Raw genomic sequence first — 20273 nt, forward strand, 5'->3', positions numbered from 1 at the left:
CAGCGTTCGTCCTGAGCCAGGATCAAACTCTCCAATAAAGTTATTGAAAAGAGCGATAAGCTCATTTTGAATCTGACGAGATTAAAAATCTCATTTGTTCATTCTGCAAGCAGAATGTTTACTCACTCGTTGTTCAGTTTTCAAAGATCAAACACGATTGTGTTACTTCATTCTCGTCTTCGCTAAGTTTCAGCGGCGACTTAAATAATGTAACACACGGCCAAAATTAATGCAAGAGTTTTTTAATAATACGTTTAATTTTCTTAAAGGTCTGCAAGTACACTTCAATTGAAAGCTACTTCCAATCCAAAATTAAAGCGCATACATATTATAACATAATATCGAACGGGCTTTCAAACGTTATCTGCAATATTTTTGTTTATTCGACACCTCCATTATTTCAGACACATCTTCTTTTTATCAATCTAACTACGCAAGCGAAAAGGTCAGTTCTAATATGTTGAACTGACCTTTTCGCAACAACCATCACTCTATATCATGTTCTGCTTTGAACCATCTTAATGTTGAATCCAGGGATTACGACGTTTCTTGGCTGGTTTTTGTGAATTTGATGACGTCCTGTTTTCTCTAGTAGATTTCCCAGATACAGCTACCTTTGATTTACTTTTCGCAGGTGTTTTACTTGTTCTTCGCTTTGCCGTTCCATTTTTAGTTGGAGTTGACTTCGGTTTCACCTCAAGTTCAGCACCCGCCTCTTCAAAAGATGCCTGGCTTAAGTTCGCGTTTTCACGTCCTCCCTTTTTCCCACTATTGGAGCCATGAACTTCGGATGGATACATCTCCCCAAAAGCACCGAGCGGAGATGGAGGAACCATATTTTGAGCTGGATACGGATTTTGATAAGCATATTCCATTGGATGATTCGGCATGACAGAAGTTGACATTTCAGGTGGCATGCCATTCGGGTGACCATACATGCCCCAAGTCGGTTCCTGATAACCATACGTAGGATAAGTATATTGAGGAGCATTCATATGCGATCCACATCCGCACGGAGGATACGGAAGCATAGAGTATGGGGAAATAAATGGCGGTTGATTATTCATCTGGTTCGTTGCAGCTGCTACACTTGGGAAAGGACTGTTTATCTGAGCTGCTGGTGAAATTGGAAATGCATTATTCGTCATCTCAGGAGATATATTTGGCATTACGTTATTGTGATTATAAGTTTGTTCAGCTCCCGTCCATGGGCTATTTGGCATGCTACCCATACTATAGGCACCAACATCCTGAACACCAGGGAATGGAGAGTTATTAACCATCCCTGCCGTGTACATGTTGTTTTGCTGAACAGCGTATACCTCTTGTGCAGGTACAGGCACCTGCATATAAGGATGTTCCATCGGAGCATGGAGCATTTTTTGACCACAATCACATGGTTCCTTGACTGTTGGCGCAACATTCACAGCCGGTTCGATGTTAGGCATTACAGGCAGAGGCATCACCTCAGGTGAAAGATTGGGCATTTGAGGTTTTTTCGCTTCGGTTACAGGTTGGACTTGAACCTCCGGCTTCATCTCCTCTTTCTTGTCTGTTATCTTCTCAGGCTTCATTTCAGGCATTACTGGTAATTGCGGTAAAGCCTCCAATTCAGGCATAATATTAGGCTTAGCGGGGGTAACAGGCGCTGGGGCTGGAACAGGGACTGGCGTTTCAACTGCTTGAGGTGGAGGAGATGGCACGACAGGTTCCGTTCCTTCTTTTACACCCGTATACTCTTTGCCTTCAGGTGATAACTTTTCTTGCGCGCCCATATTCCCCATTTGAGTATTCGCGGCCTGATTACCTTGTGTATGCATGGAAGGAATATAGACGGTCTCTCCAACCAGTAGAGCATTTGGGTTCTTCAACTGCGGATTCGCATTGATCATGTCTTTCAGCGGAACTCCCCAAGCTTGTGACAACTTCCATAACGAATCTCCTTGTACTACCTTGTGACTGTGCAGTACACCCTCTGGCTTTGGTGTTACCGGCTGTGCAGGGATTTTGACCTTCATCCCAATATCCAACTTGTCGGGATCTGCAATCTGCGGGTTGGCCGCAATCAATTTGTCCAGTGCGACATTGTATTTTTGGGACAGCAGATATAAGGTGTCGCCTTTTTTCACCATGTGTATTTTCACAGGGAACTAACCTCCTAGACGTCATACTTGGGCAGTACATTCGCCCATACCGTTACTACATCCTATGCAGCAACCGGGCTAATGACATCATTTGAACAAAAAAAATCCTCCCGCCTTCTAAAATCCCACATGCACTAGGCATGCTACATTTTATCGGACAAGGAGAATTCCTGTTATTTATTCAATTCGACATATCCATTTATTCCCACACCTTGTAACCGTCTTTGTCGACAATCTGGCGGAAAGCTTCAAGTAATTTTAATGTAACCGGGCCCGCTACACCAGAACCAATCGTTCTGCCATCCACTTCACAAGCCGCAATAACTTCAGCAGCTGTTCCTGTGAAAAACACTTCGTCTGCAATGTACACATCATGAAGCGTGAAGGGTACTTCTTTTAACTCAATACCCAGCTCCCCGCACAGATCGATAATCGCTTGACGGGTAATGCCTTCGAGTGCTCCAAGGTAACAAGGCGGAGTGTAAACCACACCGTTTTTGATAATGAAAATGTTGTCGCTTGAACCCTCGGTCACGTAGCCTTGGGAGTTCAGCATAATAGCCTCACCTGCACCCGAAAAGTTCGATTGCAACTTGACAAGGATGTTGTTCAGATAGTTGAGGGATTTAATCTTCGGATTCAACGCATCCGGGATGTTACGACGCTGGGATACGGAAACGGCCTTCAATCCTGTAAGATAAGCTTCTTCCGGGTAGATCGCTAGCTGTTCCACAATAATGATCACGGAAGCTTTAGGGCAACGTGTCGGGTCAAGACCCAGGTTCCCTGGTCCGCGCGAAACGATCAGACGAATATAACCGTTACGCATATCGTTGCGGCGCACCGTTTCAGCCATCACTTCAAGCATCTCATCGTAAGACAGCGGAATGTTCAAACTGATGGATTTTGCCGAATCATACAAGCGATCCAAGTGAGCCTTACATCTGAAAATATTGCCATTGTAAATCCGAATACCTTCAAAGATCCCATCTCCATACAAAAATCCATGGTCATATACCGAAACTTTTGCATTTTCCTTGGTTACATACTGACCATCCAAATAGATCCATTGTTCTGACATGACTAACTGCACCTCCATTAAATATGCATTTCCTATATTCCGAAACATAATGAACCTGTCCATTTTACATCATAACTAACAAAAAAACTCTCTAATTTCACATAGATGCCGGAAGATCTCTTTGCATCATCCAACCACTATCCGGTTATTTCCGTGAAGGGTATGTATAACATGGATAACTTCCAAGAACACGTACCTGACAATTCAAAGCCTCGATTTCGGCCATAGCTGCCGTGAGCAATACGGAATCAACCGTTTCAATGACATCAATGTAAAAATAGTAGCTACCCAAACGTTTTTTCGTTGGACGGGATTCAAGACGAGTCAAGTTCAGCTTTCTCCAGGCAAAAGCCGACAACACCTGATGGAGTGCACCCGGTGCATCCTCAGGCAATGTTACAAGCAAGCTTGTCTTCACATGGTCTGCTTCACGCGGAATGCTGACGGGTTCATGGCCAATCAGTACAAAACGGGTGTAGTTATTGTCATGATCCGTCACACGTTCCGCCATGATATCGAGACCATGCTTTTGAGCCGCGAGCTTCGTACCGATTGCAACCCAGCCCTTTCCTGGATTTTTCTTCACAATTTCCACTGCTTCAGCTGTGCTGTTCACGCCTTCGAGATCTGCATCGGGTGAATGCTGCCGAATAAAATTCTGACACTGTGGGATGGCCACGGGATGGGATAGAATCTTAGTAATTTTACCAAAATCATATGTGCCATCGCCTGTGACAAATTCGTTCCCGTGTCCGATAACATTCTGAATGGAAGGGTAGACCCACTCCGCTTGCATGGGGATATCCACCTCATTCACAAGCCAGTCCATATGCAGGCTAACGGAACCTTCAATTGTATTTTCAATTGGAATCACACTGTACTGTACACTCCCGCTATCCACCGCACGAAAAATGTCCGAAATGAGTTTGGAATGTTGTAAATCGAGTGCTTCCCCATTGAAAAGAAAATCGATTGCTTCGTGTGAGACTGAACCTTCTGGTAACACTGCAATTCGTTTCATGCGTTAACTTCCCCTTTGATCCTGTCCAAAAAAGGACGTTCATCTTGATCCGGCAGTATGAGGGCTCCGTCCAGATCCGGGTCCAGCCACAAGGCAGAGGCCGTGATCCCCTCCTGCTTCATGATACCCATTAAATATTGTTCCAGTTCATCTTTGCGGATATCGTGTCGATCCACCAGTGTAAGCACAGTTGGTCCAGCTCCGCTTAGCGCAGCACCCAGCGCACCATGTTCAGTAGCACGTTCTAAAATCTCCGTCATGCCGGGTACCAACGAGGCACGATACGGCTGGTGAATTCGATCGGACATTGCCTTTTGAATCATATCCAGCCTGCCACTGGCTAAAGCAGCAACAAGCAATGAAGAACGGCTTACGTTGTGTACGACATCAGACATACCAAATTGCTGTGGAATAACGTTCCGTGCTTTGGAAGTAGATAGCTGGAAGTCTGGCACGATAACCAAAGTCTGCAAATCCTGATGAGGCTCGATACGAAGGTAGTCGACGCATTGACCATCCCAAGCTGCTGTAATGATTCCGCCATATAATGATGCACCAACATTATCCGGATGTTTCTCCAAAGCTGTCGCCAAATCCAGCAGTTTATCGTTAGACAATGGGCTGCCGATCAATGCATTGGCACCAACCAGCGCACCAACAATTGCCGAAGCACTGCTTCCAAGTCCCCGAGTAAGGGGGATATCTGAATACATCGAAATTTCAAGCTCAGGTACAGAGACCCCAGCCTCATCAAATACCATTTGCGCCACTTCAAAAATCAGATTTGATTTATCCGAAGGCAAGCCCGTCAGATGGTCTCCATACAGGTGAAATGTGGTCTGTGATGCCGGTTTAATCTCAAGCCAGGCATACAAAGACAAGGCCATGCCCAGGGTATCAAACCCTGGACCCAGATTGGCTGTGCTTGCCGGGATTTTTACGGTTACTTTTTCACGCAAGCTCATACAGACCGTTGCTCCAGTTGGGCAATAGCTGCCATAACTGCCTCTTCTGTATCTTCAACCACCAGCGGCTCCACAGCAGCTGTCTTAATCGCAACATTCGGATCTTTCAGTCCGTTACCTGTTAACACGCATACAACCGTTTCTCCACCTTTGAAGTAGCCTTCACGATGCAATTTGTACACACCAGCCACAGATGCAGCAGAAGCCGGTTCAGCAAATACCCCTTCACGTGCCGCAATGGTGCGGTATGCCGCCAAAATCTCGTCATCCGTAACATAGTTAATCTGACCACCGGACTCTTCCGCTGCAGCCACTGCTGTTTTCCAGCTGGCAGGGTTACCGATTCGAATCGCTGTAGCTACAGTTTCTGGCTCAAGGATTGGTTCTCCTTTAACAATTGCCATAGCTCCTTCTGCCTCGAACCCAACCATGCGCGGCAATGTGTTGGATTTCCCTGCCTCGTTATACTCTTTAAAGCCTTTCCAGTATGCTGAAATGTTACCCGCATTACCAACCGGAATAGCCAGAACGTCCGGTGCATCTCCCAATTGCTCAACCAATTCAAAAGCAGCTGTCTTCTGTCCTTCAATCCGGTATGGATTCACAGAGTTTACAAGTGTAATCGGATGTTTAGCCGTAATTTCACGTACAATTTCAAGGGCACGGTCAAAGTTACCATTGATCGCGATGACTTTGGCACCATAGATCATCGCTTGAGCGAGTTTACCCAGTGCAATATTGTTATTTGGAATCAACACGATACAATTCAACCCACCACGTGCGGCATAGGCTGCAGCAGCTGCGGATGTATTACCAGTAGATGCACACATAATTGTACGGCTGCCTTCTTCCATCGCTTTGGCAACAGCCATAACCATTCCGCGGTCCTTGAAAGAACCTGTGGGATTCAGTCCTTCATATTTGAAATACAGATTCAAACCGAGTTCCTTCGACAGATTCTCTGCATGAATCAGTGGCGTATTTCCTTCTTGAAGTGTAAGCTGCGGCGTATTTTCATTGACTGGAAGGTGTTCTTTGTACGTTTGCAATAATCCTTGATATCTCATTGTGGGTAAACTCCTTTAGGTTTAGTGATCTAGATTTATGAATTGATGATTTGCTTACATAAGAAAAATTTTAAACTAATTATATTTTAAAATGACTTAATAACTAGCCTTCTACGCGATAAACACTCTTAATCCGGCGAATCACGTTAAGTGATTCAAAATGCTTGAGTACCTTGTCCATGCTGGCCTTACTTGCATTATGCGTAACGATAATGATCTCAGCGTCAGGATTGTGCTCATTCGGCTGTTGCACAACGGAAGCGAGACTGACTTCATACTCGGCAAAAATTTGCGTAATCTGCGCCAGCACCCCTGCTTTGTCGTCCACGTGCAGTAATATGAAATTTTTCGAAAAAATCTGCTCATCACTCTGAAGTCTCTTCTTTTTATACGGTACGATCGCTTTTACTCCGTTTACCCCAAGCTTGAGGTTTTTCGTTACAGCAACAATGTCAGCAACTACGGAAGTCGCTGTTGGCATTTCACCCGCCCCTGCTCCGTAAAACATCGTCTCGCCTACCGCCTCACCGTGCACATACACGGCGTTGAACACACCGTTTACCGATGCGATTGGGTGGTTCTTTCTCACCATCGTTGGTTGCACACTAATCGTAATCTCATCATCGATACGGTCTGCGATACCAAGCAGCTTCAACTCATACCCTAATCTTTTAGCATACGTGATATCTTCACGCGTGACAGCGGAGATCCCCTTAACGGCAACATCCTTCAATTCCACATTCGTACGGAAACCGAGGGTGCCCAAGATTGCCATTTTACGAGCAGCATCGAGTCCTTCCACATCTGATGTCGGGTCTGTTTCCGCATACCCTAAAGCTTGTGCTTCTGCAAGCACCTCTTCATAGGATGCGCCTTCCTGACTCATTTTCGTCAAAATATAGTTCGTTGTGCCGTTCACAATCCCCATAATTCGAGTGATCCGGTCCGAAGAGAAACCTTCAATCAGCGTGCGGATGATCGGGATGCCTCCAGCCACACTGGCTTCATAAAACACATCGCATTGCTTTTCCTGTGCTTTAGCCAAAATCTCTGAACCGTGCAATGCCATAAGATCCTTATTCGCTGTTACGATATGCTTCCCACGTTCCAGTGCTTCAAGAATATATTCTTTCGTCTGATCGATGCCGCCCATCACTTCAACGATAACATCAATGTCCGGGTGACGAATGACTTCCCAAGGGTCCTCTGTCAGCTTCGCCCGGTCAATGGGAATAACACGATCCTTCTCCGTGTTCTTCACCGCAATCTTCTCAATGATAATTGGCGACCCCACCTGGCTGCTAAGATCCTCCTGATTCCCTTCCACAATTCGGACAACGCCCGTTCCAACCGTGCCCAGGCCCAACAATCCGACTTTTACCGGTTTCACTAACGACCTACCCCCTATTGTCTAATCCTATATTCTCAAAGTCCGATCAACCTTGACCTACAATCCGTGTACGCTTCACTCCAGGCATATCTTGCATTCGGTCCAGCATTTCACCAATCTCTCCATGCAGATGCGTCGTTTCCACGGAGATGACAACATTGGCTCGGCCCTGAAGTGGAATACTCTGATTAATCGTAAGTACGTTGGCTCCATAACCTGCAAAATGTCCAAGCACGCGAGACAGAATACCGGACTGATGCTCCAGGTCAATCGAGATCGTTACGATACGTTCACGCTCCAGCTGATTGATCAGATGAATTCCATCTTTGTACTTGTAAAAGGCACTTCGGCTTAATCCGACCTGTTCGACGGCCTCATGCACTGTTTTGACATCCCCGGAAGCAAGCAGCTCTTTCACCTGCATCGTTTTTACCACAGCTTCAGGCAAAATATCTTCCCGTACTAAGTAATAGCGTTCATTCACAGAACGTCCTCTCCTCAAAGACTCATGTATTCATATAGTGGACATTATATAGGATGAATCCCAAAAGGGCAATACGTAACATGTCTATTTTTCAAAAACTGTTTCCCACAGTATACAGGCTAATGCCTCCATCATGTCAGAAAACAAACAAAAAAAACGCAGCACCACGGTAACTTCCCGTTTCGCTGCGTTTCTCATTTTATTTAGCAACCATCAGCCGATGATGTTTAAAGAATTTTTTTGGCCTAGCAGCTTAGTAGTAACTGCTGCTTTCCACAAATTCAAACTCGAAATCTCCAATACGCACAATCGTGCCTTCCACGGCACCGCGTTTACGAAGCTCATCATCCACACCCATGTAACGAAGTGTACGTGCCAGCTTCAGAATAGCCTCGTGTGAATTCAACTGCATCCGTTTCATCATGCGATCAATCTTGGCACTTTCCACAATGAATGTATCGTTCTCACGCACAATGCGGAAACCTTCGTCCTCTTTTTTCTCCAAACTGTATACTTTACGCTCGGAGAGGTCGGCTACTTCTTCTACCTCAGGCTCATCCGGAATCTGATCCAACAGATCAGCCGCTCGGTACAACAGTTCCTGAATACCTTGACGGGTCAGAGAGGAAATAGGCATCACTTCGATATCTGGCTTCACTTCACGAACCTGTTGCAAGAACTGCTCCAGATTGGCTTCAGAATCCGGCATATCCATTTTGTTCGCAGCTACAACCTGCGGTCTCTCGGCTAGGGCAGGATTGTATAGTCTCAGCTCATCGTTAATTTTCTGCCAGTCTTCGAAAGGATCGCGCCCTTCTGAACCAGACATGTCTACAACATGAATAATAACCCTTGTCCGCTCAACATGTCGCAGGAACTCATGTCCAAGTCCAATACCCTCATGTGCCCCTTCAATTAGCCCCGGCAAATCGGCCATAACAAAACCGCGGCCCTCACCCACATCAACGACACCCAAGTTAGGTGTAATGGTTGTAAAGTGGTATGCCCCAATCTTCGGCTTGGCAGCAGATACAACGGACAGCAACGTAGATTTACCCACACTCGGGAACCCGACTAGTCCCACATCCGCCATGACTTTAAGCTCAAGCACGATATAACGCTCTTCGCCTTCCTCACCATTCTCGGCAAGCTCAGGTGCCGGGTTTCTTGGCGTTGCAAAGCGAATGTTACCCCGACCGCCGCGGCCACCTTTGGCTACAACCACCTGCTGACCATGTCGCGTTAGATCAGCTAATACTTCCCCGCTGTCTTCATCCACAATAGTCGTACCCGGCGGGATACGCACAATCATGTTCTCTGCATTTGCACCATGCTGGCTTTTGTTACGACCCTTTTCTCCACGTGGAGCTTTGAAGTGACGCTGGTAACGAAAGTCCATTAATGTCCGCAGACCTTCATCTACCCGGAAAATAATATCGGCTCCCCGGCCGCCATCGCCGCCGGCAGGGCCACCCTCCGGTACATATTTCTCACGACGGAAAGAGACGATGCCGTCTCCTCCATCTCCTGCTTTTACATAAATCTTCGCTTTATCAACAAACATTGGTTACCCCTTCTTCCTATATTCCACAAGGCATTCTGAATTGTACAAACGTATCCCCAGACGGAAGCTGCTCCGTTCTGACTTTTTTACCTTTGAGTACAGCTGTTAATTGCCGCAGCGTTTCTGGATCTGGGGTCTGATCTCCGTCCAAACGGACGACGACATCTCCATGATCCTGTCCGAAGTTCAAGGTCAGTTTGCGCACCTCTCCCCAAGACGACCGGCCACCGCCATACTGATAGGCCCGAATTGCATCCGCAATCGCCCCCGTAAGCGACTCGCCATCCTCGGGAGAGACCAGAGCACTGAGCTGCAGCTCTTCTTCTACTTCCACATGCAATTCCAGTGCAGCTCCACTGGCCCGAAAAGATTGCAAATAAAAGACGAGAGAAGGTATACCTAATTTAGATATCCGGCTTTCTTCCGTTACCCGCTCTTTTATTCTTTCCACACATTGCAGGGATTTATCAAGTTTGCCCAGCCTAAGATATCCATATAACACTTGGAGATCGTTCATCCAGTCATGCCGATGATGATTTAATGAAGCTATTGCTGTTTTTTCCATGGATTGAATGATGATTCTGCGTTCCGCCTCCGCCTGCTTTTTCATCGCATATCCTGATACTAACATCACTGCGACGGACCAAAATGCGCACACAGCGCTCGCAAAAGGCGCCGGATACAACATAACGAAAACCAAAGGAATCACAAGTGAACATGCCGCAATCCACGGCACTCTTTTCCAGGATTTCATGGCTTCTCCCCGTTCTACCAAACTCGGTTGGTTTCAACCCACCGTAACCAAGTATAACATGTCTTTTCTGCCAGTTCATTATCGAATAGTCGCAGAATGCAAAAAACCTCCGGCAAAAATGCCGAAGGCTCCTTAGGCGGAATGCCGATATTAAGCTTCTACTGCAGCTGCTACTGGAGCAACGTCTACAGGGTAGATGCTTACTTTTTTACGATCGCGACCCCAACGTTCGAATTTAACAACGCCGTCGATTTTCGCGAACAAAGTGTCATCTTTACCGATACCCACGTTTGTTCCTGGGTGAATTTTCGTTCCGCGTTGGCGAACGAGAATGCTACCACCAGTTACAGTTTGGCCATCTGCACGTTTAACACCCAGACGTTGTGCATTACTGTCACGTCCGTTCTTCGTGGAACCTACACCTTTTTTCGATGCGAACAACTGAAGATTTAATTTCAACATGATTGGTTTTCCTCCTTCTTTGCTTATTTGTGTTGCTGTATTTGAATATACTTCCCGTATGACTCTGCAATATTAGAGAGCATAACTACCATGGATTCGAGCAACAACTGTACCTGAGAAAAAGTTTCCCCTTTTTCCAGCATCGGTAAAGAACCGCTTAAAAAGCCATTCTTCATCTTGGCATCCATCTCGACACCAGTTAATGCCTCAATCGAGTTCACTGTACCTACTGTAACAGCAGATACCCCGGCACATACGATATCTTCTCCACGCTTGGCAAAATTGGCATGCCCTTCAATAGAAAAGCGTTCGATGTTCCCGTCCTTATCACGAAAGATTTGAACGATAATCACTTATCGCACCTTCTTACGCTTTGATTTTTTCGATAGTTACTTTAGTGTACGGTTGACGGTGACCTTGCTTCACATGGTAGTTCTTTTTCGGTTTGTATTTGTATACAACAACCTTTTGACCTTTGCCATGTTTCTCAACCTTAGCCGTTACAGTAGCTCCGGAAACCAATGGTGTACCTGCTGTCAAACCTTGATCGTTAGATACAGCCAGGACACGGTCGAACGTTACGCTTTCGCCGTCGTTCGCATTCAATTTCTCGATGAACAGAACATCGCCCTCTTGGACTTTGTACTGTTTGCCGCCTGTTTCAATAATTGCGTACATTTGCCTTGCACCTCCTCATGTCTCAGACTCGCCCGTTCTCAGGTGACAATGCCTTGCGGAACTGTTCTTAAACCTGGTCAGTGCGGTTACAGCATGTGCAAGACCAATAGGCTAAACACATACTTGATGATTATATCACGCAGTATATTAAAAATCAATGCAAAGGTGAAATATATCTTTTCCCCGTGCCATGACAGGAAGAACAAGCCTCTACGTAGGGCAAGGTGCTCTCTTCTCTTACTTTTTTACGGGTCAGTTCAAGCAATCCAAGCTTCGTCCATCCCATCACAAAAGCTTTGGTTCGATCCTTGCGCAGCGCCTGCTCCAGCACAGACGCTACATCATACCGATTCGACGCCTCTTCCATATCGATGAAGTCAACGATAATCATGCCGCCAATATCCCGCAGTCGCATTAACCGAGCAATCTCAACTGCAGCCTGCATGTTGGTTTCGGTTACCGTCTCTTCCAAGCTGTCTCCACCTGCTCCGGTATACTTGCCTGTATTCACATCAATCACTGTCAGCGCTTCGGTATGATCAATAACGATATATCCACCTCCGGGCAGCCAAACTTTGCGTGCAAAATCTTTGTTCAGCTGTTCTTGCACCCCGTAAGCATCAAAGATGGATTCCGTTCCGGAATACACTTGAACTCGAGGCACATGCCCTGGACAAATCTCTTCAAGCAACGTCTGTATTACGCGAGCTTGTTCTTCACTATCCGTGATCACCTCGTCACTACCAGGAGTGTACACATCTCTAATCACTCGCTGAATCATGCTTTGGTCCTGGTGCAGCAAGCTTGGAGAAGGCAAACTGTCTGCTTTTTCTCGAATCAGAAGCCACTGAGCGCGCAACGTCTCCAAATCAGTCTGAATGGCCTCATGCGGCTCTTCCGCAGATACGGTACGAATAATCAGTCCTTCTTCGGCCCGGAGCAACTGCTCTCCCATCGCTTTGAGGCGGGAACGATCTCCCTCCCGGGCAATCTTTTTGGAAACAGCCACATAACCCGCTACAGGCATGTAAACAAGCCAGCGGCCCGGAAGTGAATAATGAGTCGTCACCCGGGCTCCTTTGCTTCCGACCGGTTCCTTCAGAACCTGTACAATTAATTCCTGACCCGGACGCAGCAACTCCGAGATGGAAGGTTTTATTTTGGGTTGCTTCTCCAGATGGGGATGAAGCACATCATCCACATACAGGAACGCATTTTTTCTCTGACCAATATCCACAAAGGCAGCCTGCATACCCGGTAACACATTCACTACCCTTCCCTTGAAAAAGGAACCCAGCAGTCCGCGCGCACGTGTACGCTCTGCCGTGAATTCCACAGCTTTGCCTTCTTCCAGAAGCACCATTTGCATGAGGTTATGTTCATTATGTACAATCATTTGTTTCATGGCTTCACCTCTAGAAGACCCTTCAATTCATCCACATCCATTTCATATTATGGGCAATAATTATCAAAAATGTATTACCCCGTTTGAGAACAGGTTCATCAGCAGGCTTTCACAATTTATCGGTATTTTGTTGAAAATAAGAACCGATCACACGCTGTTCGGGCAAAACTGCCAGGATACGTCCCTGCTTATTCATCACGTATACCATATGGTACCTTTCCCTTTTTAATAGACGCAAAATAGTGTCCAAAGGTTTCGCTGGAAACGAGATTATTGGTTGGGCTAAGCCACCTGTAGCTGCATACCGGACAAAAACGGCTTCCCGGTTCATCAGAAAACGGATGAAACGGTAAGGCACGTTCCGATAATCCGTAAAGTTGGAGTAAAACAAAAAAAGACCTATTAATAAAAGGTTCAACGGAAGCCCGTAATCGCCGGAAATCCACTTGCTAATCGCAACCAAAATAACCCCTGCGCTACACAGGATACTGATGCGATAAGTCCACATGAGCGTAGTATAGTAAGGAGCCCACAGGCTGACAATCGCCTGAACGATTTTCCCCCCATCCAGTGGCAGTACAGGCAACAGATTAAACAAAGCAATGAGCAGGTTGGCTTGGATGATATAATCCAGAAAGAGTGGGTCCCCCAACTGAAATCGCCTCAGAAGCAGTACTATGCCAACCATCAGAATGTTCTGCAACGGTCCTGCCAAGGCTATGACAATCTCGCGGTAAGCCGTCAGTTTGCCTCCATCTTCAATCACAGCCACTCCCCCAAAGGGAAGCATCTGTATAGATAGTACACGGCAGCCCAGAAGGGCCGCCGCAGCAGCATGTCCGCATTCATGAATAAATACGATGGCAAACAGCGTGATTAGTTCAATAAAATGTCCAGTTAGCAGGGAAGTCATCATGATGATGACAAAAAACGGGTGAAGCGAGATTCGCACTCCCCACACCCTAATCAAGGGCAACAACTTCCGCAGGGTCTACGTACTCTTCTCCTTCTTTTATCGCAAAATAAAGCGTAGCAGGCTGATCCGTACTTCCACCTTTTAAACTTCCCACCACATTCCCCGCTTCGACCCAATCGTTCACCTGGACGTCACTCTCGTTCATTCGGCCGTATATGGCAGTCACCTTGCCAGCGTGCTGGATAACGACTGTATATCCGCTGGCTGCATCCCCCAGAACCTCAAGCACACGCCCGGCACCTGAGCTGACGACTTGCACGAGCCCTCCTGTAGTAGCGGCATCTGGAACAATCTCGATCCCCTTCATACTTAAAGCAAATGGCTGAACAACCGTACCTGAAATCGGCTTTCCGAGAAGATGCTTGATTCCTGAGCCGTTCACTACATCGGTGGTATGTCCAAGCACTGGCAGGAAAGAAGGTGTCCCACCGAAATTCCGTTCATACCATGCCGTAGCCGCAGCAAAATCCATATCGTTATGAAGTACATCAGCAATAACGGTTTTGGGTGCTATTGTCCATGATGCATTTAATTGAAACAGTCCCCACACGCCTGCAAATAGTACTGCACTGACTACCGTACGCCGCAGTAGCGATCGAAACAAATTAAAACCAGAACGTCCTGTAGGGCCGAAATGTCCGTTTTCCTTCTTCCACAGCCATTCCGGGTCTCTTTCCGCTGGTTCCTCTACAAAAGCAAACGGCTTCTGCCGGTTCGGTTCATCATGCTCTCTATTTCTGCCTTGATCTTTACTTCCATCTATACTTATGTCTATATTTCTCTCTCTCTCACTGCCTTGGTCTCTTTCTCTTCTACTATCCCATCGAAAAGCCGGCTTTTGTTCTTGTAACACTTCGTGCACTGCCCCATCCATAAGCCGCCGAATCCGTTCTTCTCTTCTCTGTTTGATTCTTTGTTTTGTATTCATACCATGTCCTCCCACTGAGGCTTGTTTACTACATCTTATGAATCAACAGCAAAGAATATGAACAAGCCTCCATACGAACTGAACCGTAAATAGAGCTTTATCTTCACAGCTGGAATGTTGTCGTGTGGGAGTGTCACTACGGCAGTTTACCAAACAGCTGACGCATGCAATAAACCAAAACAATGCTTGTGAGCAGTGAGTATACGAAGTATACACAAAAAAACAGCCGGACACGCTGTCCCGGCTGTTTTTTTTTAAATTTCTATTTAACTAAATTTGTTTCACGCTATACATATCCTTTAGCCCATTCCAAAAAATTTCTTGAAACGAGAAAATGCGCCCTTCTTCTGCTCCATCTGCATTAAAGGAACGGTGTCTCCCAAAATTCGTCTTGCAATATTACGATAAGCAATAGCAGCAAGTGAATCCGGGTTCATCACTGTAGGTTCGCCTGAATTAGCAGCCTTGATGACAAGTTCATCATCCGGCACGATGCCAATCAGGTCGATGTTAAGTACTTGTAAAATACCATCGATATCAAGCATGTCACCTGACTTCACCATATTGTTGCGAATCCGGTTCACCACCAGCTTAGGAGACTGAATATGTGAACTCTCGAGCAAGCCGATGACACGATCCGCATCACGCACTGCTGCATTTTCCGGTGTAGTGACCACGATGGCCTGATCTGCTCCTGCTACCGCATTTTTGAATCCCTGCTCAATCCCTGCCGGGCAGTCAATAATGACGTATTCAAAATCTTTTTTAAGTTCCAGGATGATATCTTTCACCTGTTCTGGCGATACAGAGTTTTTGTCTCTCGTCTGCGCTGCAGGCAACATGTATAATTCTTCAAAACGCTTGTCTTTGACTAATGCCTGATTTAGACGGCAACGGCCGTCCGCAACATCGCACAGATCGTAAATAATGCGGTTCTCGAGTCCCATCACAACATCCAGATTACGAAGGCCGATATCGGTATCGACCAGACAAACCTTTTTGCCAAGCAGCGCCAGGGCTGTCCCGATGTTTGCCGAGGTGGTCGTCTTACCCACACCGCCTTTACCCGAAGTGATCACGATCGCCTCTCCCATGAGCTACACTCCTTTAAACACATTAAAATCTCGGCGCAACCGAACGATATTGCTCATCTTGTCGATCTGCATCTGATTGTCCTGCAAATAAGCAAATTCCATTCCGGTTTCATGGCTCTCCCATTCATCCGGAGGACGACTGATCACATCAGCAATACGCAACTGTGTTGGTGCAAATACCGATGCTGCAATAATAGCCTCTTCGTCCCCGCTGATTCCAGCATGAGCCATACCTCTGAGTGAACCCAAAACATATATATCCCCAGTACACGTCACCGTGCCCCCTGGATTGATATCTCCGAGAAACAGGAGATTCCCCTCATGATGAAGCACCTGACCTGATCGTACCATGCCGCACATCGTCACAATCGGCGGGGGACCTTTGACCTCCTGTACAAGTGCAGGCGAGTCAAAGGATCGGATCAGTAGATTCCCTTTTTGCTTCAATGTATCCAGAATCTCTTCTTTCTGATCTTCCGTAACTTCTCGCGCTCCCAGCTTGATATCCACATGAACAATCGGTCCGGTCAAAATGTTTTGATGGCTGTGTTCCAGCTTATAGCGGAGCTCATAGAGCAATTCCTCGAATTCACATTGATCGTCCAACAGGAAAACCAAGCCGTCTCGGATGCCTTTAATCGTTACGTGATTCGATTTTACCGTCATAAGCCTGTCCCTCCCATCTCATTACATTTCGTGCCCCGGTTCCCAAGTTCCTGCTTCTTGCTCCATAAATGTCATCAGGAAGCTTCATCTGCTTTACTTTTAGGTGTGCCGATCTTCTCCAGCTGTTTGCGCAGAGGCACATAAATGATCAGGGTAAACACAAAGTGAACAAACAAATTAGGGATCATGTATTCGATCAGTGCCCAGTCAAAAGTCACATGATTGAGCTGGAAAAGCTTGTATAAGAAAAATAACATCGTATCATTCAGCAAACTACCAAGCAGGACAACCGAAACCATGATAGGCATTGGTGCACGCGGTGCTTGAAATATGAGTCCCATCATATAAGCAGATAATCCCATGGAGAATCCGTAGGGCCCGATCATCTCCCCGTAGAAGACGACGTCATGCAAGAGTCCAAATAATATGCCGAGCACAAGGGCTGTATGCCTGTGATGATACACAGCAAAAAATAAAATAACGATATAAACCAGATTGGCTGAAATACGCATTTGCCAAGCCGAAGGAATCAATTGTGGCAGAATCGTATCCTCGGCAATAAACAGAACGAACAGTAGCAGAAACAAAACCTGTTTGCGCGTGACCATTATTCTTTAACCTCAGGCGGAATAATTACAATCAGCTCTTTCCAGTCCAGAAAGCTGGCATATGGTTTGATTGTAGCCGTCTGTGTTAAGCCATATTCGCTCTTTTCAACACTCTCAACTTTACCAATACGCATATACTTCGGAAAATTGTTGATGATACCGGAAGAAATGATTTCATCACCTTCAGCGATATTGGAATCCTCTGCAATCTTGGTCATCTTCAACATACCGCTCTTGGGATCGTAACTCTCGATCATGCCAAACACCTTCTCTTTGCCTACAGACGTAGCTGCAATCGCATTCGATGTTGGGTCATTGGCATCCATCGAAGTTAGCAAGTTTACCGTTGATGTATACGAACTGACATGGCTGATCACCCCTACCAGTCCTTCCTGTGAAGTAACGGCCATACCCGGTTTGATGCCTGCGTTCTCCCCGATGTCTATGTTAATCGTTCTGCTGTTCGGGTCCGAATTGGCACTGATAACTTGCGCAATTCGTGATCCATAGTTGTATCGATTCTGTTGTTCTTTTGTAAAATTGAGCGCTTGCTCGAGTTGCTTGTTTTTTTGCTCCAGATCATTGTATTTCAATCGGTCACGTGTATAGTGTCCCATCGCGATGCGAAGCTCTTCATTTTCCTGGTACACCGCACGCATGTTCGCCACATCTTTGAAAAAGCCCGCTACATAAGAAGCGGGCTTGTAAAATACGTATTGTACAAATCCAACTGAATCCTTCAGGAATTTCTCCGGCCAGGATAAATTGGCTCGCGGACTAAGCGTAAAGCCCATCAGCGCGATAAATGTAACAAGGCCCACCAGCAAAACAAAAAGTCTTTTGTTGCCAAGCAGTTTAAACAGTTCCAACACCCTCTAACATCCATTATTCTCTTCCGAGCCCAGCCCGGTGGGGAGACATCAGACCTGAAGTCTCTGCGAGAATATCAATCGATCCTCCCCTGTTAAGCGGGTTATAGCTCTCCCGGAATATCCGGGTACTCTACCTTGAAGTGTTGCCGCCCAATCAGGGATTAGACGGCAAGCAATTCATTAACGCTTGGAACGAACTGCTGAACTGCTTCTGCTTTTAAACATATGAATATTCTCCAATGCTTTACCTGTCCCGATTGCTACACAATCCAGCGGGTTCTCCGCAACAATGACAGGCATTCCTGTCTCACCAGCAAGCAGCTTATCCAGATTGCGAAGCAGAGCTCCGCCGCCTGTCAGGACAATTCCACGATCCATAATGTCTGCTGCAAGCTCAGGAGGGCATTTTTCAAGTGTTACTTTTACTGCTTCAACAATAGCATTCACGGTGTCTGCCAGAGCTTCGCTGATCTCATCAGAAGTAATGGTAATGGTCTTCGGCAGACCTGTTACCAGATCACGTCCACGAATTTCCATCGTTTCCACTTGCTCCAGCGGCATAGCGGAGCCGATATCCATCTTCAACTGTTCGGATGTACGTTCACCGATCATCAGATTGTATTGGCGTTTGATGTATTGAATTACGGATTCATCCATCTCGTCACCTGCTACACGCACTGAACGGCTAGTTACGATACCACCTAAAGAAATGACAGCCACTTCAGTTGTACCGCCGCCAATATCAACGACCATACTGCCTGTCGGTTCCCATACGGGCAGATCTGCGCCAATAGCGGCTGCAAATGGTTCTTCGATCGTGTAAGCCTCACGTGCTCCCGCCTGTTTCGTAGCATCTTCAACCGCACGTTGCTCCACTGCTGTAATTCCGGATGGTACACATACCATCACGTTTGGATGACGCTGAAACATAGAGCGTTGCTTCTGTGCCTGACGAATAAAGTATTTAATCATCGTTGCTGTAGTGTCGAAGTCAGCAATTACGCCATCTTTCATTGGACGAATGGCACGAATGTTGCCAGGTGTACGTCCGATCATTTTTTTAGCGGACTCACCCACAGCTTCGATGCTTTTTGTATCCGTACGCAGTGCAACAACCGACGGCTCGCGCACCACAATTCCTTTTCCACGTACATAAACCAGCGTATTCGCTGTCCCCAAATCAATACCCAAATCTTTCGTAAAACCACCAAACATGACGTATTCTCCTTTTCTGCCTCATATTGCTGCTCCTGTTTCATTGCAAGAGCATAACTTTCATTCCCACGAAACCGTGGAGCTAATATTCGCATGTAGTATTTTGAATCTGAATCTGTAAAGTAAAGTGAACCTATCTTTGACGGACACGTCCGTTATCATTCATAGGAAAACATCAACGCCAACCATTATATTATACCAAGCCCTTCTCCTTCAAACTTACGTATGTTCCATCACCAATAACAAGGTGATCCAGAACGTCAATGCCAACGATTGCGCCGGCTTCAATCAGTCTTTTAGTTATCTGAATATCTTCCGGACTGGGCGTTGGATCACCGCTGGGATGGTTATGTGCACACACAATTGAGGCACTGCTGCATTTGATAGCGGCACGAAATACTTCACGCGGATGTACAATTGAAGCATTAAGGCTGCCCATGGAGAGTGTTTCCTGAGCTATGATATGATTTTTGCTATTCAAAAAAAGACATACAAAATGTTCTTTCTGCAAATAACGCAGTTGTTCCATTAGAATATCCGCAGCATCACGTGGTGTACGGATCGATGTCGAAGGAGCAAGCCGACTCTTGGCAATTCGATGTCCCAGTTCAATGCCTGCTTTAAGCTGCACCGCTTTCGCTTGTCCAATGCCCTTCATAGCTGTCATCTCTTCAAGGCTCAGATCCATCAACGAACGGATGCCACCTGCTTCATTCAGTATCCGCTGTGCCATATGCATTGCGGATTCCTGTCTCGTTCCTGTTCGAAGTAATATGGCAAGCAATTCGGTATGACTCAAGGCGCCCGCCCCATATTCCATCATGCGTTCTCTCGGGCGATCTTCCTGGGGGATGTCGCGCATCATATATTGAGGCGACTCCATACATTCCCTCTTTTCA

At 46.4% G+C, this 20273-nt stretch carries 21 protein-coding genes and 1 other annotated feature; all 21 genes read right to left on the reverse strand.

Annotated features, from left to right (window positions below; translation table 11 throughout):
• Positions 1–518: 518 nt before the first annotated feature.
• The 21 genes from ABIE27_RS27170 to radC all read right to left on the reverse strand — a co-directional run bounded on the left by ABIE27_RS27170 (position 519) and on the right by radC (position 20257).
• Positions 519–2144: a LysM peptidoglycan-binding domain-containing protein gene (locus tag ABIE27_RS27170; protein WP_429351997.1), complete on the reverse strand. Its 1626-nt coding sequence runs from the start codon at positions 2142–2144 to the stop codon at positions 519–521.
• A gap of 199 nt (positions 2145–2343) precedes the next feature.
• A complete protein-coding gene (gene ilvE, locus ABIE27_RS27175) occupies positions 2344–3225 on the reverse strand; it encodes a branched-chain-amino-acid transaminase (protein WP_123064540.1) in 882 nt (293 codons plus the stop codon).
• Positions 3226–3370: 145 nt separating this feature from the next.
• On the reverse strand, positions 3371–4246 hold the full coding sequence (gene pheA / locus ABIE27_RS27180; RefSeq protein WP_123064541.1) for a prephenate dehydratase: 876 nt from the start codon (positions 4244–4246) through the stop codon (positions 3371–3373).
• Positions 4243–5211 (reverse strand): homoserine kinase, encoded by a 969-nt coding sequence (gene thrB / locus ABIE27_RS27185; protein ID WP_123064542.1) that lies wholly within the window; start codon positions 5209–5211, stop codon positions 4243–4245. The genes pheA and thrB overlap by 4 nt, the downstream gene beginning before the upstream one ends.
• Complete coding sequence (gene thrC, locus ABIE27_RS27190; protein WP_123064543.1) at positions 5208–6278, reverse strand: threonine synthase; 1071 nt, start codon at positions 6276–6278, stop codon at positions 5208–5210. Before thrC ends, thrB begins: the two co-directional genes overlap by 4 nt.
• Positions 6279–6381: 103 nt before the next feature.
• The gene (locus ABIE27_RS27195) at positions 6382–7668 is read right to left on the reverse strand and encodes a homoserine dehydrogenase (RefSeq protein ID WP_429351998.1); all 1287 of its coding nucleotides are present in this window, start codon (positions 7666–7668) and stop codon (positions 6382–6384) included.
• 46 nt (positions 7669–7714) lie between these two features.
• Positions 7715–8152, reverse strand: coding sequence for an ACT domain-containing protein (locus ABIE27_RS27200; RefSeq protein ID WP_110898886.1), 438 nt, complete (start codon positions 8150–8152; stop codon positions 7715–7717).
• A gap of 253 nt (positions 8153–8405) precedes the next feature.
• Positions 8406–9716: a GTPase ObgE gene (gene obgE / locus ABIE27_RS27205; protein ID WP_123064545.1), complete on the reverse strand. Its 1311-nt coding sequence runs from the start codon at positions 9714–9716 to the stop codon at positions 8406–8408.
• A gap of 16 nt (positions 9717–9732) precedes the next feature.
• Positions 9733–10470, reverse strand: a complete 738-nt coding sequence (locus ABIE27_RS27210) for a Spo0B domain-containing protein (RefSeq protein ID WP_123064546.1) — start codon at positions 10468–10470, stop codon at positions 9733–9735.
• 150 nt (positions 10471–10620) lie between these two features.
• On the reverse strand, positions 10621–10932 hold the full coding sequence (rpmA, locus tag ABIE27_RS27215) for a 50S ribosomal protein L27 (RefSeq protein WP_110898889.1): 312 nt from the start codon (positions 10930–10932) through the stop codon (positions 10621–10623).
• A gap of 23 nt (positions 10933–10955) precedes the next feature.
• Positions 10956–11285 carry a ribosomal-processing cysteine protease Prp gene (locus ABIE27_RS27220; protein WP_429351999.1) on the reverse strand — a complete coding sequence of 110 codons (330 nt, stop codon included), beginning with the start codon at positions 11283–11285 and terminating at the stop codon, positions 10956–10958.
• Positions 11286–11298: 13 nt separating this feature from the next.
• Positions 11299–11610 carry a 50S ribosomal protein L21 gene (gene rplU / locus ABIE27_RS27225; RefSeq protein WP_090919085.1) on the reverse strand — a complete coding sequence of 104 codons (312 nt, stop codon included), beginning with the start codon at positions 11608–11610 and terminating at the stop codon, positions 11299–11301.
• A gap of 14 nt (positions 11611–11624) precedes the next feature.
• Positions 11625–11708: a sequence feature (ribosomal protein L21 leader region), on the reverse strand.
• A gap of 56 nt (positions 11709–11764) precedes the next feature.
• Positions 11765–13015: an Rne/Rng family ribonuclease gene (locus ABIE27_RS27230; protein ID WP_123064548.1), complete on the reverse strand. Its 1251-nt coding sequence runs from the start codon at positions 13013–13015 to the stop codon at positions 11765–11767.
• A gap of 109 nt (positions 13016–13124) precedes the next feature.
• Positions 13125–13985, reverse strand: a complete 861-nt coding sequence (locus ABIE27_RS27235) for a M50 family metallopeptidase (protein WP_123064549.1) — start codon at positions 13983–13985, stop codon at positions 13125–13127.
• Entirely contained in the window at positions 13978–14919 is a 942-nt protein-coding gene (locus ABIE27_RS27240) for a peptidoglycan DD-metalloendopeptidase family protein (protein ID WP_429352000.1), read from the reverse strand. Before ABIE27_RS27240 ends, ABIE27_RS27235 begins: the two co-directional genes overlap by 8 nt.
• A gap of 299 nt (positions 14920–15218) precedes the next feature.
• Positions 15219–16013, reverse strand: coding sequence for a septum site-determining protein MinD (minD, locus tag ABIE27_RS27245; protein ID WP_090919093.1), 795 nt, complete (start codon positions 16011–16013; stop codon positions 15219–15221).
• Between the two features lie 3 nt (positions 16014–16016).
• Positions 16017–16679, reverse strand: a complete 663-nt coding sequence (minC, locus tag ABIE27_RS27250) for a septum site-determining protein MinC (RefSeq protein ID WP_123064551.1) — start codon at positions 16677–16679, stop codon at positions 16017–16019.
• A gap of 74 nt (positions 16680–16753) precedes the next feature.
• Positions 16754–17287: a rod shape-determining protein MreD gene (locus tag ABIE27_RS27255; protein WP_123064552.1), complete on the reverse strand. Its 534-nt coding sequence runs from the start codon at positions 17285–17287 to the stop codon at positions 16754–16756.
• Positions 17287–18159, reverse strand: coding sequence for a rod shape-determining protein MreC (mreC, locus tag ABIE27_RS27260; RefSeq protein ID WP_429352001.1), 873 nt, complete (start codon positions 18157–18159; stop codon positions 17287–17289). The genes ABIE27_RS27255 and mreC overlap by 1 nt, the downstream gene beginning before the upstream one ends.
• A gap of 180 nt (positions 18160–18339) precedes the next feature.
• The gene (locus ABIE27_RS27265; protein ID WP_090919103.1) at positions 18340–19374 is read right to left on the reverse strand and encodes a rod shape-determining protein; all 1035 of its coding nucleotides are present in this window, start codon (positions 19372–19374) and stop codon (positions 18340–18342) included.
• A 193-nt stretch (positions 19375–19567) separates the two neighbouring features.
• Positions 19568–20257 (reverse strand): RadC family protein, encoded by a 690-nt coding sequence (gene radC, locus ABIE27_RS27270; RefSeq protein ID WP_123064554.1) that lies wholly within the window; start codon positions 20255–20257, stop codon positions 19568–19570.
• Positions 20258–20273 lie beyond the last annotated feature (16 nt).

Source organism: Paenibacillus sp. 4624 (genome assembly GCF_050435065.1).
GTDB classification, from domain to species: domain Bacteria; phylum Bacillota; class Bacilli; order Paenibacillales; family Paenibacillaceae; genus Paenibacillus; species Paenibacillus amylolyticus_D.

Excerpts from the sequence above, each read along its gene's own strand:
- ilvE (WP_123064540.1), bottom strand. The coding sequence starts at position 3,225 with ATGTCAGAACAATGGATCTATTTGGATGGTCAGTATGTAACCAAGGAA.
- pheA (WP_123064541.1), bottom strand. The coding sequence starts at position 4,246 with ATGAAACGAATTGCAGTGTTACCAGAAGGTTCAGTCTCACACGAAGCA.
- thrB (WP_123064542.1), bottom strand. The coding sequence starts at position 5,211 with ATGAGCTTGCGTGAAAAAGTAACCGTAAAAATCCCGGCAAGCACAGCC.
- thrC (WP_123064543.1), bottom strand. The coding sequence starts at position 6,278 with ATGAGATATCAAGGATTATTGCAAACGTACAAAGAACACCTTCCAGTC.
- obgE (WP_123064545.1), bottom strand. The coding sequence starts at position 9,716 with ATGTTTGTTGATAAAGCGAAGATTTATGTAAAAGCAGGAGATGGAGGA.
- ABIE27_RS27210 (WP_123064546.1), bottom strand. The coding sequence starts at position 10,470 with ATGAAATCCTGGAAAAGAGTGCCGTGGATTGCGGCATGTTCACTTGTG.
- rpmA (WP_110898889.1), bottom strand. The coding sequence starts at position 10,932 with ATGTTGAAATTAAATCTTCAGTTGTTCGCATCGAAAAAAGGTGTAGGT.
- rplU (WP_090919085.1), bottom strand. The coding sequence starts at position 11,610 with ATGTACGCAATTATTGAAACAGGCGGCAAACAGTACAAAGTCCAAGAG.
- ABIE27_RS27230 (WP_123064548.1), bottom strand. The coding sequence starts at position 13,015 with ATGAAACAAATGATTGTACATAATGAACATAACCTCATGCAAATGGTG.
- ABIE27_RS27240 (WP_429352000.1), bottom strand. The coding sequence starts at position 14,919 with ATGAATACAAAACAAAGAATCAAACAGAGAAGAGAAGAACGGATTCGG.
- minD (WP_090919093.1), bottom strand. The coding sequence starts at position 16,013 with ATGGGAGAGGCGATCGTGATCACTTCGGGTAAAGGCGGTGTGGGTAAG.
- minC (WP_123064551.1), bottom strand. The coding sequence starts at position 16,679 with ATGACGGTAAAATCGAATCACGTAACGATTAAAGGCATCCGAGACGGC.
- ABIE27_RS27255 (WP_123064552.1), bottom strand. The coding sequence starts at position 17,287 with ATGGTCACGCGCAAACAGGTTTTGTTTCTGCTACTGTTCGTTCTGTTT.
- ABIE27_RS27265 (WP_090919103.1), bottom strand. The coding sequence starts at position 19,374 with ATGTTTGGTGGTTTTACGAAAGATTTGGGTATTGATTTGGGGACAGCG.
- radC (WP_123064554.1), bottom strand. The coding sequence starts at position 20,257 with ATGGAGTCGCCTCAATATATGATGCGCGACATCCCCCAGGAAGATCGC.